The 13,507-nt window shown below is 71.3% G+C and carries 16 protein-coding genes; all 16 read right to left on the reverse strand.

What is annotated here, in order from left to right:
• Positions 1-694, reverse strand: a 694-nt coding sequence (locus CJ022_RS15735; protein ID WP_199171576.1) for an Hpt domain-containing protein, incomplete at its 3' end; no start/stop codon positions are given.
• A 4-nt stretch (positions 695-698) separates the two neighbouring features.
• Positions 699-1,316, reverse strand: a complete 618-nt coding sequence (locus CJ022_RS15740) for a protein phosphatase CheZ (protein WP_101927590.1) — start codon at positions 1,314-1,316, stop codon at positions 699-701.
• Positions 1,313-1,705, reverse strand: coding sequence for a chemotaxis response regulator CheY (gene cheY, locus CJ022_RS15745; RefSeq protein ID WP_199171577.1), 393 nt, complete (start codon positions 1,703-1,705; stop codon positions 1,313-1,315). The genes CJ022_RS15740 and cheY overlap by 4 nt, the downstream gene beginning before the upstream one ends.
• 138 nt (positions 1,706-1,843) lie before the next feature.
• The gene (locus tag CJ022_RS15750; protein WP_101927591.1) at positions 1,844-2,593 is read right to left on the reverse strand and encodes an RNA polymerase sigma factor FliA; all 750 of its coding nucleotides are present in this window, start codon (positions 2,591-2,593) and stop codon (positions 1,844-1,846) included.
• A complete protein-coding gene (locus tag CJ022_RS15755; protein ID WP_101927592.1) occupies positions 2,590-3,447 on the reverse strand; it encodes a P-loop NTPase in 858 nt (285 codons plus the stop codon). Before CJ022_RS15755 ends, CJ022_RS15750 begins: the two co-directional genes overlap by 4 nt.
• Positions 3,434-4,876: a flagellar biosynthesis protein FlhF gene (gene flhF, locus CJ022_RS15760; protein ID WP_101927593.1), complete on the reverse strand. Its 1,443-nt coding sequence runs from the start codon at positions 4,874-4,876 to the stop codon at positions 3,434-3,436. The genes CJ022_RS15755 and flhF overlap by 14 nt, the downstream gene beginning before the upstream one ends.
• A 163-nt stretch (positions 4,877-5,039) precedes the next feature.
• Positions 5,040-7,121 (reverse strand): flagellar biosynthesis protein FlhA, encoded by a 2,082-nt coding sequence (gene flhA, locus CJ022_RS15765; protein ID WP_101927594.1) that lies wholly within the window; start codon positions 7,119-7,121, stop codon positions 5,040-5,042.
• Positions 7,118-8,257 carry a flagellar biosynthesis protein FlhB gene (flhB, locus tag CJ022_RS15770; RefSeq protein WP_101927602.1) on the reverse strand — a complete coding sequence of 380 codons (1,140 nt, stop codon included), beginning with the start codon at positions 8,255-8,257 and terminating at the stop codon, positions 7,118-7,120. The genes flhA and flhB overlap by 4 nt, the downstream gene beginning before the upstream one ends.
• Before the next feature lie 69 nt (positions 8,258-8,326).
• The gene (gene fliR, locus CJ022_RS15775; RefSeq protein ID WP_101927595.1) at positions 8,327-9,124 is read right to left on the reverse strand and encodes a flagellar biosynthetic protein FliR; all 798 of its coding nucleotides are present in this window, start codon (positions 9,122-9,124) and stop codon (positions 8,327-8,329) included.
• 28 nt (positions 9,125-9,152) lie between these two features.
• Positions 9,153-9,422, reverse strand: coding sequence for a flagellar biosynthetic protein FliQ (locus tag CJ022_RS15780; protein WP_101927596.1), 270 nt, complete (start codon positions 9,420-9,422; stop codon positions 9,153-9,155).
• A gap of 40 nt (positions 9,423-9,462) precedes the next feature.
• Entirely contained in the window at positions 9,463-10,230 is a 768-nt protein-coding gene (fliP, locus tag CJ022_RS15785; RefSeq protein ID WP_101927597.1) for a flagellar type III secretion system pore protein FliP, read from the reverse strand.
• Positions 10,227-10,592, reverse strand: coding sequence for a flagellar biosynthetic protein FliO (gene fliO, locus CJ022_RS15790; protein ID WP_425490874.1), 366 nt, complete (start codon positions 10,590-10,592; stop codon positions 10,227-10,229). The genes fliP and fliO overlap by 4 nt, the downstream gene beginning before the upstream one ends.
• 284 nt (positions 10,593-10,876) lie before the next feature.
• Positions 10,877-11,224 (reverse strand): flagellar motor switch protein FliN, encoded by a 348-nt coding sequence (gene fliN, locus CJ022_RS15795; protein ID WP_101927598.1) that lies wholly within the window; start codon positions 11,222-11,224, stop codon positions 10,877-10,879.
• Complete coding sequence (gene fliM, locus CJ022_RS15800) at positions 11,221-12,231, reverse strand: flagellar motor switch protein FliM (RefSeq protein ID WP_101927599.1); 1,011 nt, start codon at positions 12,229-12,231, stop codon at positions 11,221-11,223. The genes fliN and fliM overlap by 4 nt, the downstream gene beginning before the upstream one ends.
• 10 nt (positions 12,232-12,241) lie before the next feature.
• Positions 12,242-12,724, reverse strand: coding sequence for a flagellar basal body-associated FliL family protein (locus tag CJ022_RS15805; protein WP_101927600.1), 483 nt, complete (start codon positions 12,722-12,724; stop codon positions 12,242-12,244).
• A gap of 204 nt (positions 12,725-12,928) precedes the next feature.
• Positions 12,929-13,507 (reverse strand): flagellar hook-length control protein FliK (locus CJ022_RS15810; RefSeq protein WP_143704022.1); only part of this gene is annotated, 579 nt, incomplete at its 5' end.

Below are 13,507 nucleotides of genomic sequence, written 5' to 3' on the forward strand. Positions count from 1 at the left end.
GCGCGGGCGCTGCCGGGGCGGGCGCCGCGACCGGCGCAGGCGTGCGCGCGCCCGGCGCGGCATCGCCATGCAGCTGGTCGAGCAGGGCTTCGAAATCCGCGTCGTCGATCGGCGCGTTCGGGTCGTGGGTCGCGGCGGGCGCGGTGCTGCCGGGCACGCCGCCCGCGTGCAGCTGGTCGAGCAGGGCTTCGAATTCGTCGTCGCCGATCATCGCGTCGGCCGGTGCGGCCGCGGCACGTGCGCCGGGCGCCGCGTTGCCGTGCAACTGGTCGAGCAACGCCTCGAAATCGGCGTCGTCGATCATGTCGCTGCCCGCGCCGCCCTCCAGCGCGAAGCCGGCGATCAGCGACGCCGGCGCGCGCGGCAGCTCGGTGCCGGCGTCGATCGCATCGACCATCGCCTGCAGCCAGTCCAGCGACTGCTGCGCGGCGTCGAAATGCGTCGAGGTCAGGACCGCTTCGTTCGCGCGCACCGCGCCGAGGGTTTCCTCGGCCGCGTGGCAGAGTTCGACCAGCGGCGTCGCGCCGAGGAAGCCGGCGCCGCCCTTGAGGGTGTGGAACGCGCGGAACACCGCGTTGAGTTCCTCGCGGTCCTCCGGTGCGCGCTCCAGCGCGACCAGGCGTCCGCCGAGGTCCTCGAGCAGTTCGCGGGCTTCGAGCACGAAGTCCGCGGCGATTTCCGGCGTGCACAGCATCGGCTCAGAGTCCCAGACGCGACAGAAGGTCGTCGGCGTCGTCCTGGCCGACGGTCCCGCCGTCGAGCCCCTTGACCGACGGTCCGGTGGCGCGCGTGCGGTCGGTATCGGTCTCGGGCGCCGGCAGGCCGAGCGCACCGAAGCCCTCGTGCACGCCGCGGACGATGCCGGCGACGCGGCGGATGATCTGGCCGCCGAGGTCCTGGTGGCTCTGCGCCAGCGCCATCTCGCGCAGGTTGTCGCGCAGCGCGTCGACGGTGCCGCTGTGGCTGTCGTCGAGCGGGCCTTCGCGCAGGCGCGCGACGAGCGCGCGGCTGTCCTCGATGAGGTCCAGCGTGCGGTGCGTGGCCTGCTCGGTCATCGTCACCACGTGGTCGAGGCGCGCGCAGGCGTCGTCGAGTCCGCCTTCGGCGGGCGCCGCGGGCAGCGTGTCGAGGGCCTGCGCGAGATCGCGGGCCAGGCGGCCGAGGCCGTCGACGAAGTTGCGCGTGCGCGATGCGGCCAGCGCGTCGACGTGCCGGCGCCAGCCGGCCTCGTCGCCGCGTTCCAGCGATTCGAGCGCGTCGTGCAGCAGGCCGGCGAGCTGGGCGCGGGCGTCGGGCGGGGCGACGGTCGCGCTCATGCGGCCTGTCCGAGGCGTTCGAAGATCTTGCCGAGCTTCTCCTCGAGGGTCTGCGCGGTGAACGGCTTGATGATGTAGCCGTTCACGCCGCTCTGCGCGGCTTCGATGATCTGCTCGCGCTTGGCTTCCGCGGTGACCATCAGCACCGGCAGGGTGCGGAACTTGGCGTCGCCGCGGATCGCACGCAGCAGCTCGATGCCGGTCATGCCGGGCATGTTCCAGTCGGTGATGACGAGCTCGACGGCGTCCTGGCGCATCACGGCCAGTGCGCTGTTGCCGTCCTCGGCCTCGACCGTGTTGTTGAATCCCAGATCGGACAGCAGGTTCTTGACGATGCGGCGCATGGTCGAGAAGTCGTCGACGATCAGGATGCGGATGTTCTTGTTCAAAGCGGGCTCCACGGGTCGGGGCGTGTCGTCGGTGGCGGGGTGGGGACGCGTCGGGTCGACTGGACCGTCGGCGGTGGCGCACAGGCGCGGATGCGAGCACTCACGCGGTGTCACGCCGGTTGCAGGACGTCGGGGGCATCAGTCGTCGCCGATGCCGGTGTCGGCGAGTTCGAAGGCCGACAGCCGGCCGCGCAGACGCACGACGGCCTGGCCGTGGATCTGGCAGACGCGCGATTCGCTGACGCCGAGCACCGCGCCGATTTCCTTGAGGTTGAGTTCCTGCTCGTAATACAGCGACATCACCAGCTTCTCGCGTTCGGGCAGCTGGTCGATCGCGGCGACGAGCTCACGTCCAAACTCGCCGCGCAGCAGGTGTTCCTGCGGCGTCGGACCGCCGTCGCGATTGACGGGTTCGACCTCGCCGTGGTCCTCGATATGCGAATCCAGGCTCAGCACCTGGCCGCGTGCGGCGTCCTCGAGCAGGCGCTGGTAGTCCGTCAGCGGCAGGTCGAGCTTCTCGGCGACTTCCTGCGGGCTGGCCGCGCGGCCGGTCGCCTGCTCGATCTCGCGGATCGCACCGGCGGCGGCGCGGGTGCGCCGGTGGACCGAGCGCGGCACCCAGTCACCGCGACGGATCTCGTCGATCATCGAACCGCGGATGCGGATCGAGGCATAGGTCTCGAACGACGCGCCCTGGTCGGCGTCGTAACTGCGCGAGGCTTCGAACAGGCCGATCATGCCGGCCTGGATCAGGTCGTCGATCTCGACGCTGGCCGGCAGGCGCGCGGCGAGGTGGTAGGCGATCCGGCGCACGAGTTCGGCGTGCTGGGTGATCGGGTCGGGGGTGACGGTGCGCTGCACCGCCTGGTACTGGCGGGCGGCGTTCATGCCGGTGCTCCCTGGCGCAGCATCCGCTCGACGAAGAATTCGACGTGGCCGCGCGGCGCGGTCGGCGGCTGCCAGCGGGCGATGCGACGTGCGACCTCGGCCAGCGCCTGCGACGAGGGACTGCCCGGATACGCGCAGATCACCGCCTGCTGGCGTTGCACGGCCATGCGCAGCCAGTCGCACTGCGGCACCGCGCCGAGGTAGTTGAGCGAGACATCGCCGATGAAACGCTCGCAGACCCGCGACAGCTTCTCGTACAGATTGCGGCCTTCCTGCGGGCTGCGGACCATGTTGGCGACGACCTGGATCCGGTCGACGCCGCGCTCGCGCGCCAGCACCTTGATCAGCGCGTAGGCATCGGTGATCGACGCCGGCTCGTCGCAGACCACGACCAGCGCGTCCTGCGCGGCCTGGCAGAAGGTCAGCACCGAATCGGTGATCCCGGCGGCGGTGTCGACGATCAGCATGTCGAGGTCCTGCTCGAGATCGTTGAACACGTTGACCAGGCCGGCGTGTTCGGCCGGCCGCAGCTCGGCCATGTGCCGGCGCCCGGACGCGGCCGGGACGATCTGCACGCCGGCCGGACCTTCGATGATCACGTCGGTCAGGCCGCAGCGGCCCGCGACGAGGTCGGCCAGCGTGTAGCGCGGCGACAGGCCGAGCAGCACGTCGATGTTGGCCAGCCCGAGGTCGGCATCGAGCAGCAGCGTGCGCTGGCCCATGCCCGCCAGGGCGATGGCGAGGTTCACGGACACGTTGGTCTTGCCCACGCCTCCCTTGCCGCCGGTGACGGCGAGGGTGCGGACGGGCTTGAGGGGCGTGGACGACATGGAGGACAGGTCAGGCGACGGCATGGTCGTGTTCCGGGGCAATCGGCTTATCGGCCTCGCGGCGGAGATCTTCAAGGCGCAGCACCAGATGGGCGGCGTTGGCGCGGTGCAGGTCGTCGGGAACGCGCTGGCCGTCGGTGACCCAGGTCAGCGGCAGGCCGTGGTCGACGGCGACCGACAGCGCGCTGCCGAGACGCCCGGTCTCGTCGAGCTTGGTCAGCACCACGCCCTGCGGGCGGGCGACGTCGAAGCGGCGGACGACCTCGTCGAGATCGGCGAAATGGGTGTTGGCCGGCAGCACCAGCAGGGTGCGGACCTGGCGCGCGGCACGCAGCCAGTGCAGCTGGCTGACGAGGGCGCGGTCGCGCTGGCTCAGGCCCGCGGTGTCGACCAGCACCAGCCGGTAGTCCTCGAGCTTCTGCAGCAGCTGGACCAGGCTGGTCTCGCTATCTGCCTCGTGCACGGCGATGCCGAGCTGGCGGCCGTAGCTGTAGAGCTGCTCGCGGCCGCCGACGCGCACGGTGTCGGTGGTGACCAGGGCGACGTCGCGCGGCTGGTGCTGCGAGGCGTACAGCGCGGCGAGCTTGGCGATGGTCGTGGTCTTGCCGGCGCCGGTCGGGCCGACGAGGGCGATCACGCCGGCCTCGCGCAGCGGGTCGATCGGACAGATCGGCAGGCGCTTGGACAGCAGCGCCAGCATCAGGCCGCGCACGCGGTGCGGCGCGGTGTCGCCGGGGATGCCCTGGACGATGTCGCGGGTGATGCCGGCATCGAACCCGTAGTCCTCCATCAGCTCCATCGCCTGCGCCCGGCCCGGCGAGCCGCGCAGGCGCTCGTCGGTCATACGCGCCATCTCGCGCTCCATCATCTGGCGCATCTGCACCATCTCGTCGCGCATGCGCGCCAGTTCGCCGTCGCTGGCGGGCGTCGGCAGGGTCGGCACGGCGGCCAGCATCGGCGCCGGCGACGGAATTCCGTCGCGCGGCGCGGCGACCGGGGCGGCCGGGGCGTCGGGCAGGCCGCGGCCGAGCAGCTGTGCGAAGGAGGGCGGCTCGAAGTCGGCGCTCTCGGCCGGCGCGGGCATCGCGGCGCGGACCGGCGGCGGCACGAGGTCCTGCAGGGTCGGCTCGGGCGCCGGTGCGGGCGCGCGCGCTTCGGCGACCGCTGCGGCGGGCTTGGGTGCGACCGGCACGGGCGCCGGTTCGGCGGTCATGTCGCGCAGCCAGCGTTCGCCGGGGGACAGCTCGGCCGGGACCGGCGGCGCGGTCGGGGCGACGGGCGCCGGCGCGATGGCACGCTGGACGAATTCCTCGTCGTAGTTGCTCGCGGCGACGATCTCCACGCCCTCGTCGGTGCGGCGGTTCGACAGGATCACCGCATCGGGACCGTGGGCGCGGCGCACCATCTGCAGGGCGCTGCGCATGTCGGCGGCGACGAAACGACGGATGTTCATGGGCGGGCGCCGGCGCTGCGGAACGTCGCGCGCGCAGGATCGCGTCGCATGGCGTCCAGGGTGGAAGTCGGGTGGTCGTGTGTCGCGTCACGCATCATCTGTTCTCCTTGCCGGGACGCCGCCGTTGCGGTGCCCCTTCCCCTCGCGGCCGTTGCCGGCGTGCTCAGTTGATCGTCCCCAGCAGCTTCAGGCGCTTGTCCTCCGGCACCTCGGTGTAGGAGAGGACCGACAGACCCGGCACGCTGTGCCGCACCAGCCGGGCAAGCGCGGCCCGCACCTGGCTGGGCACCAACACGACCGCAGGCTCGTTCTTCGCTTCCTGCTGTCCCGCGCAGGCGGCCAGGCTCTGCTGCAACCGTTCCGCCAACCCGGGCTCCAATGCCGCACCGGCGCCCTGTGCGGAATCCTGCAAGACGCGTTCCAGTGCCGGCGCCAGGGTGTAGACCGGCAGCTCGGCGGCCGGACCGGCGATCTCCTGGACGATGAACCGGCCCAGCGCGGTGCGCACCGCGGCGGTCAGATGGGCGGGGTCCTGGCTGTGCGCGGCGTGCTCGACCAGGGCCTCGGCGATGCGGCGCAGCTGGCGCACGGGGATGCGCTCGACCAGCAGGTTCTGCAGCACGCGCACCACGACCGCCAGCGGCAGCGACTTCGGGGTCAGGTCTTCGGCCAGCTTCGGCGCGCTGCGCGCCAGCGTCGCCAGCAGCTGCTGCACTTCCTCGTGGCCGAGCAGTTCCGGCGCCTGCTCGCGCACCAGGTGCGACAGGTGGGTGGCGACCACGGTCGCCGGATCGACGACGGTGTAGCCCATGGCTTCGGCGTGCGCCCGCTGCAGCGGCAGGATCCACAGCGCGTCGAGGCCGAATGCGGGGTCCTTGCCGGGCATGCCGTCCAGCGGCGGCAGGCCACCGCCCGGATCCAGCGCCAGCAGGCGGTCGGGATGGACCTCGGCGGTGGCGACGGGCACGCCATGCACCAGCAGCCGGTAGGCGGTCGGTGCGAGTTCGAGGTTGTCGCGGATGTGCACCGGCGGGATCAGGAAGCCGATGTCCTGGGTGAGCTTGCGGCGCACGGCCTTGATCCGCGCCATCAGGTCGCCGCCCTGGGCCTTGTCGACCAGCGGAATCAGCCGGTAGCCGACTTCCAGGCCCAGCGGATCGACCGGTCGCAGGTCGTCCCAGCCGAGTTCGGCGTTGGCGACCTGGTCGGGCGCGGGCAGGGCGAGATCGGGATTGGCGGCGGCGGCTTCGGCGTCGAGCGCCTTCTTGCGCATCACCCAGGCGCCGTAGCCGACGATCGCCGCGAGGCTCAGGAACGCCACGTTGGGCATGCCCGGCACCAGGCCGACGATCAGCAGGATCACCGCGGCGATGGTCAGCGCCTTGTGCTGGCCGAAGACCTGGCCGGTCATCGCGCCACCCATGTCCTGCGCGCGCGAGGCGCGCGTGACCAGCAGCGCGACCGCCGACGACACCAGCAGCGCGGGCAGCTGCGCGACCAGGCCGTCGCCGATCGCCAGCAGGGTGAAGGTCGAGGCCGCATCGCCGACCGCCATGCCGTGCTGGAGCACGCCGATCGCCAGGCCGCCGATGACGGTGACGAACAGGATCAGCAGACCGGCGATCGCGTCGCCGCGGATGAACTTGCTGGCGCCGTCCATCGCGCCGTAGAAGTCGGCTTCCTGGCGCACTTCCTCGCGCCGCGCCTTGGCTTCCTCGCGGGTCAGCAGGCCGGCATTGAGGTCGGCGTCGATCGCCATCTGCTTGCCGGGCATGGCGTCGAGGATGAAGCGCGCGGTGACTTCCGACACGCGGCCCGCGCCCTTGGTGATGACGATGAAGTTGATGATGGTCAGGATCGCGAACGCGACGATGCCGACGGCGAAGTTGCCGCCGACGACGAATTCGCCGAAGGACTCGATGACCTTGCCGGCCGCGCCCGGACCGTCCTGGCCATGCAGCAGGATCACGCGGGTCGAGGCGACGTTGAGTGCGAGGCGCAGCATCGTCGTGACCAGCAGCACGATCGGGAAGATGCTGAAGTCCAGCGGCCGCTGGACCTGGATCACCGCCAGCAGCACGACCAGCGACATCGCGATGTTGAAGCTGAAGATCATGTCCAGCATGAAGGGCGGCAGCGGCACCACCACCATCGCCAGCAGCGCGATCACCAGCAACGGCGCGCCGATGCCCTGGCGCATCGCGTCGAACACGCGCCGCGAATTGCTGGGCAGCGCCGCGCTCATCGGTGGCCCCCGCGCGCCGGGCCGTGCTCGTCGACGTCGATGGTCGCCAGTTGCGGCTGCGGCGTGCCCGGCTTCCAGCTGCGCAGCTGGTAGACGTAGGACAGGATCTGGGCGACGGCTGCGTAGAGTTTCACGGGGATTTCCTGTCCGACCTGGGCATCCCGATACAAGACGCGTGCCAGCGGCGGCGCCGACACCAGGGTGACCCGGTGCTTTTCGCCGACGGCGCGGATCCGCAGCGCCATCTCGTCGACGCCCTTGGCGACGACCGTGGGCGCGCGCATCGCGTCGCCGGTGTACTTCAACGCGACCGCGTAATGGGTCGGATTGACCACGATGACGTCGGCCGTCGGCACGTCCTCCATCATCCGGCGCTGCGACATCTGCTGCTGCATCTGGCGGATGCGGCCCTTGACCTCGGGGCGGCCTTCGCTTTCCTTCATTTCCTCGCGCAGTTCCTGGCGCGTCATCATCAGCTTCCGGCGCCAGTTCCATTTCTGGTACGGCGCGTCCATCAGCGCCAGCAGCAGCAGCGCGGCCGACGTCGCCATCAGCATCCACAGGGCGAAGCGCAGGCCGTCGCGGGTCGCGTCCTCGAGCGGCTGCTGCAGCATCGTCCGCAGCTTGTGCAGGCCGGGCCACAGGAACAGCGTCGCGGCGCCACCGACCAGCACCACGCGCAGCAGCGACTTGATGAGCTCCGCCAGGCCTTCGGGCCCATAGATGCGCTTCATGCCGGCCAGCGGGTCGATCTTCTTCAGGTCCGGCACCAGGCCCTTGCCCGAGAACACGAAGCCGCCCATGACCGCCGGGGCGATGAAGCAGGCCGCCAGCGTGACCAGCAGCAGCGGCGCGAGGATCCACATCAGGCCGAGCAGCAGGGTGCCCGCGTAGCCGAACAGCATCTCCGGCGATTCCAGCATGCCGAGGTCGGGCGTGAGCGCATCACGCATCCAGTCGAGCGCGCGTGCCGACAGGCCGCCGCCGGTCGCCAGCAGGGCCGCCACGCCCGCGCCGAACACGGCCACCGTCGACAGCTCGCGCGAGCGCGGGACATCGCCTTTCTCGCGCGCGTCGCGCAGCCGTTTCTCGCTGGGTTGTTCGGTCTTCTCCTGACCGTCTTCGTTCTCGGCCATGGCGGTCGGCATCCTCGGGACTGCCGGGTCCGCTGCAAGCGCCGTGCCGGGGCGGCCGGCGCCGTGCCGCTACTGGCCCAGCGGCAGGCGCGCGGCGGCGTCGAACGCGGCGTCGTAGAGACGCTGCACCGGCGGCCCGAGTTCGCCGGCCAGCACCGCGATCAGGAACAGACCCACCAGCACCGAGACCGGCAGGCCCACCTGGACCGGAAAGAGCGCCGGCGCCGCGCGCGACAGCACGCCGAAGGCCAGGTTGATCGCCAGCATCGCCACCATCACCGGCAGCGCCAGCGACACGGCGCCGCGCAGCACGACGACGAAGAACGACGGCACGATCTGCAGCGTCGCCTCCAGGTCCGGCAGCGCGGTGCCGATCGGCAGGGCCTCGTAGCTGCGCACCAGCAGTGCGATCAGCGCGAGATGCCCGTTGGCCGCGAAGAACAGCAGGCCGAACGCGATGTAGAACCACTGGGCGATGACGCCGGACTGCACGCCGCGCATCGGGTCGCTCATCTGCGCGAACGACAGGCCCGTGCCCTGCGAGATCAGCTCGCCGGCCAGCGCGCCGGCCTCGAACACCAGCTTCAGCAGGAAGCCCATCGCCGCGCCGATCGCCAGCTCGCGCGCGACCGACAGCACCGTCGCCGCGTCGAAGCCGCTCCACGCCGGCGGCGTCGGCAGCAGCGGCGCCAGCGCCAGGCTCAACGCCAGCGTGACCATGACCCGGACCCGGGCCGGGACGGCGCGCGTGCCGATCAGCGGCATCGCCATCAGCAGGCCACCGATGCGCAGCGCGGTCCACAGCAGCGCGGCGATCATGCCGAACATCTGCTGGCCGTCGATCGCGACGCCGGTCGCGGCGTCCATCAGCGGTGGCCTCGACGCATGCCCGTGCTCAGCCGATCAGGTGCGGGATGTTGTGGAACAGCGTGATCGTGTAATCGACGAGGTAGCCGATCAGGAACGCACCGAGCGCGAACAGCGCCGCGGTCAGCGCGATCGCCTTGGCGACGAAGGCGATCGTCGGTTCGTTGACCTGGGTCGCGGCCTGCAGCACGCCGACGACCACGCCGACGACGAGCACCGTCGCCAGCAGCGGACCGCCGACCCACAGCGCGACCTCGAGGCCACGGCGCAGCTCGGTGAGGGCGAGTTCGGGGGTCATGGGCGTGACCCGTCGCGACGGGCGGAGGGGCGCGCGCGCATCAGTTGAAGCTCGCCGCCAGCGTGCCGACCGTCAGCACCCAGCCGTCGACCAGCACGAACAGCAGGATCTTGAACGGCGCCGAGACCAGCATCGGCGACAGCATCATCATGCCCATCGACATCAGCACGCTGGCGACAACGAGGTCGATGATGATGAAGGGGATGAAGATCAGGAAGCCGATCTCGAACGCGGTCTTGAGTTCGCTGGTCACGAACGACGCCACCAGCACCTGGAACGGCACGTCGGCGGGACCGGCATAGGTGCTGTGCCCGGCGAGGCCGGCGAAGGTCATCAGGTCGGTCTCGCGCACCTGCGCCAGCATGAAGCCGCGCAGCGGCGCCGTGCCCAGATCCCACGCGGTGCGGAAGTCGATCTGCCCGTCGAGGTAGGGGCCGAAGCCCGAGCGCCAGGCCGCTTCCCAGACCGGGGTCATGATCAGCGCGGTCAGGAACAGCGCCAGGCCGACCAGGACCTGGTTCGACGGGGTCTGGCCGGTGCCGAGCGCCTGCCGCAGCAGCGCGAGCACGACGATGATCCGGGTGAACGCGGTCAGCACCAGCAGCATCGACGGGATCAGCGTGATCGCCGTCATCAGCAGCAGCGTCTGCAGCGGCAGGCTGACCGGCGCACCGCCGATCTGGCCGACGGTCACGTCGGGCAGGGCCGGCAGCTGCGGCGCGCCCGGCGCGGCGAACGCCAGCGCGGGCAGCAGCAGGCAGAGCAGGGCGCACAGCGCGGCCAGCGCGGGGAAGGGGCGACGCGTCATCGGGGTGTCCTGCGCAGGGATTGCGCGAGCAGTTGCTTGAAGTCCGGCAGCGTCTTCAGCGACGGCAGCTGGACCGGTTCGGGCGCGCGCAGCGGCTGCGGCAGCACGTGCAGCGTGCGCACGCCACCCGGGCCGATGCCGAGCAGCAGCTGTTCGTCGCCGACCTGGACGACGGCGGCGCGTTCCTTGGCGCCGAGCGGAATGCTGGCGACGACGCGCAGGCCGTCGGCCTGGCGGAAGCCGCTGCCGGGCATGCGCTTGAGCAGCCAGGCCATGCCGAGGATCAGGCCCAGCACCAGCAACAGCGCGATGAACGCGCCGCCCAGACCGGGCGACGGCGGGGCGTGCGCGCCGACCTGCAGCGGCGTCGCCGGCTGGCCGACGGTGGCGGTCGTGGGCGCACGCGGCGCGGCGACCGGCGCTGACGCCGTCGTCGTCGTCGCGGCGGCGGACTCGACGGTCGACGTGCCGATCGCGGTCGTCGTCATCATCGCGGCGTCCGCCGTGCCCGCGGCGGGCACGGTCGTGACCGCGGGCGCGGGCAGCAGCGGGGCGGTTGCCGGCGACGCCGCGGCCTGCGTCATCGCGTCGGCACCCGCCGCCGCCGGCACGGCCGCAGTGGCGGCCGGGGTGGCACCGATCGCGATCAACGCAGTCTCCGGATCCGTTCGCTGGGGCTGACGACGTCGGTCAGGCGCACGCCGAAGCGGTCGTTGATGACCACGACCTCGCCATGCGCGATCAGCGTGCCGTTCACGTAGACGTCCAGCGGCTCGCCGGCGCCGCGTTCCAGCTCGATGATCGAGCCGCGGTTGAGCTGCAGCAGGTTGCGGATCGGCATGCGCGTGCGCCCGACTTCGAGCGACAGCGACACCGGTACGTCGAGGATCACGTCGAGGTTGAGGTCGGCGAGTCCGTCGCTGTGCTCGGCTTGCAGATCGTCGAAGCGCGCCGGTTCGGCGTTCAGCGTCGCGGTCGTGTCCTGGGAATTCATGCGGGCAGGTCCTGGGGTGTGGGCGGGCGCGGCGCGGCGACGCCGGGGGCGCGGGTTTCGGTGATCTTCACGACGTTGCAGCCGTTGGCGGTGCCGAAGCGGCCGGTGAACACGGGCAGGTTCTCGACGCAGACCGGGATCTCGGCCGGCAGGTCGATCGGCAGGATGTCGCCGACCTTCAGCCGGGTGAGCTGGCGCAGGTCGACGGTGCGGGTGGCGAGCACGCTCGACACGGTGACTTCGGCGCCCAGCAGCTGTTCGCGCATCGAGATGTTCCAGCTCTCGTCGCGGTCGACGCGGTCGCTCTGGATGCCGGCATCGAGCAGCTCGCGGATCGGCTCGAGCATCGAATACGGCAGGGTCACGTGGATCTCGCCGCCGCCGCCTTCGAGCTCGACGTGAAAACGGCTGACGACCACGTACTCGCGCGGGGTGACAATGTTGGCGAAGTGCGGGTTGATCTCGGAATTGATGTACTCGCACTCGACGTCCAGCACCGGCGCCCAGGCTTCGGCCAGGTCGGCGAAGGTCTGCTTGAGCATCAGCTGGATCACGCGCATCTCGGTCGCGGTGAATTCGCGGCCTTCGATGCGGGTGGGGTACCGGCCGTCGCCACCGAAGAAGTTGTCGACGACGGCGAACACCAGCTTCGGTTCGAACACGATCAGCGCGGTGCCGCGCAGCGGCTTGAACTTGATCAGGTTGAGATTGGTCGGCACGTAGAGCTGGTGCAGGTAGTCGCCGAACTTGATCAGCTCGATGCCGCGCACCGACAGGTCGGCCGAGCGGCGAATCAGGTTGAACAGGCCGATGCGCCACAGGCGCACGAACCGTTCGTTGACCATCTCCAGCGTCGGCATGCGGCCGCGGATGATGCGGTCCTGGCTGGCGAAGTCGTAGTTGCGCGCTTCGGTCGGATCGGGCGCCGGCTCGGTGTCGACCGCGCCGGAGTCGACGCCGTGGAGCAGCGCGTCGATCTCGTCCTGGGACAGCAGGTCACTGGTCATGCGGCGGCCCTCACTGCGTCACGAAGCTGGTGAACAGCAGCGATTCGGCGCGCGGCGCGCCGGTCTCTTCGGTCATCAGTGCCTGCACGTCCTCGAGCGCCTGCGCACGCAGCGCTTCCTTGCCCTCGCGGGTGTTGATGACCTCGGCGTCCTGCTGGGCGAAGCGCATCAGCAGCTTGGCGCGCAGCGCCGGCGTGTGGTGCTGCAGCTCGACGACGTCGAGCGGATCGCGGGTCACCAGCTGCACTTCGACCTGCAGGTAGCGCGGGCCGGCCGAGTTGTCGTCGAGGTTGACGACGAACGGCGGCGACAGCGGCAGGTACTGGGCGGGCGCCGGCAACTTGGAGACCGGTTCGGCGGCAGGCGCGCCGCGCAGGTACCAGAACGCGCCTGCGGCGGCGACCGCCACCACGACGCCGACGAGCGCGATGACCAGGAGCTTGCGTCCGCGCTTGGGAGGCGCTTTCTTCGAGGAGTCTGCTGCAACAGCCACGTGGCGATACCGGAGGGAGTCCGCCGGACTAGATGCAATCGCCGTGCCGTTCGCGCGCCGGGATCCCGTCAGGAGCGATCCGGGCGCGTGAACGGCACGGTTTCAGGCGGGGATCCGTGCGTTCGCGCCGGCGCTCCCGCGCCTCGACGGCGCGCGGGATGAGGGGACCAGGCAGGCTGGACGATGCCGCGCGGCATCGCCGGGTCAGGCGTAGGCGTCGAGCAGCCCGATCGTACGCAGCACCGGCGGCAGCGGCGCCTGCGACGGCGCACCGTCCTCGGCGCCGGCGCCGGCGACGCCGGTCGCGGGCGACGACGACGGATTCCTGTCGCCCTGGCCGCCGCCGTTGCCGACACCGGCGTGGGCGAGCTGGAAACCGCTCTCGCCGAGCAGTTCGCGCAGGCGCGGCAGGCCCTGTTCCAGCATCTGCCGCGTTTCGGCGTGGGCGCTGACGAAGTCGGCGGCGATCCGGTCGCCGTCGAGCTGCAGGCGCACTTCGACCGGCCCGAGGTCGTTCGGCGTCACCCGGATGCGGGCATGGCTGATCTTCTGTCCGGCCATCCATTCGAGCTGGGCGCCGAACTGGGTCTCGAAGGCGTCGCCGCGCAGGTCGGGCGTCGGCAGCGGCGCGGCCAGCAGCGGCGGCGGCGCGCGCACGAGCGCCGGCGCGGAGGCGGGCAGGGCGAATGCCTGCGGAACCGGCTCGGCGCTGTCGACGGGCGCGGCGTCGGCGGCGGTGTCGGCGACCGCGGTCGGGTCCAGCGCCAGCGGCAGTGCGGGCTC

The sequence above is a fragment of the Luteimonas rhizosphaerae genome, assembly GCF_002849595.1.
Taxonomy (GTDB): Bacteria; Pseudomonadota; Gammaproteobacteria; order Xanthomonadales; family Xanthomonadaceae; genus Luteimonas; species Luteimonas cellulosilyticus.

Coding starts and splice junctions, on each gene's coding strand:
- CJ022_RS15740 (WP_101927590.1), bottom strand. CDS start 1,316: ATGAGCGCGACCGTCGCCCCGCCCGACGCCCGCGCCCAGCTCGCCGGC.
- CJ022_RS15750 (WP_101927591.1), bottom strand. CDS start 2,593: ATGAACGCCGCCCGCCAGTACCAGGCGGTGCAGCGCACCGTCACCCCC.
- CJ022_RS15755 (WP_101927592.1), bottom strand. CDS start 3,447: ATGCCGTCGCCTGACCTGTCCTCCATGTCGTCCACGCCCCTCAAGCCC.
- flhF (WP_101927593.1), bottom strand. CDS start 4,876: ATGAACATCCGTCGTTTCGTCGCCGCCGACATGCGCAGCGCCCTGCAG.
- flhA (WP_101927594.1), bottom strand. CDS start 7,121: ATGAGCGCGGCGCTGCCCAGCAATTCGCGGCGCGTGTTCGACGCGATG.
- flhB (WP_101927602.1), bottom strand. CDS start 8,257: ATGGCCGAGAACGAAGACGGTCAGGAGAAGACCGAACAACCCAGCGAG.
- fliR (WP_101927595.1), bottom strand. CDS start 9,124: ATGGACGCCGCGACCGGCGTCGCGATCGACGGCCAGCAGATGTTCGGC.
- CJ022_RS15780 (WP_101927596.1), bottom strand. CDS start 9,422: ATGACCCCCGAACTCGCCCTCACCGAGCTGCGCCGTGGCCTCGAGGTC.
- fliP (WP_101927597.1), bottom strand. CDS start 10,230: ATGACGCGTCGCCCCTTCCCCGCGCTGGCCGCGCTGTGCGCCCTGCTC.
- fliN (WP_101927598.1), bottom strand. CDS start 11,224: ATGAATTCCCAGGACACGACCGCGACGCTGAACGCCGAACCGGCGCGC.
- fliM (WP_101927599.1), bottom strand. CDS start 12,231: ATGACCAGTGACCTGCTGTCCCAGGACGAGATCGACGCGCTGCTCCAC.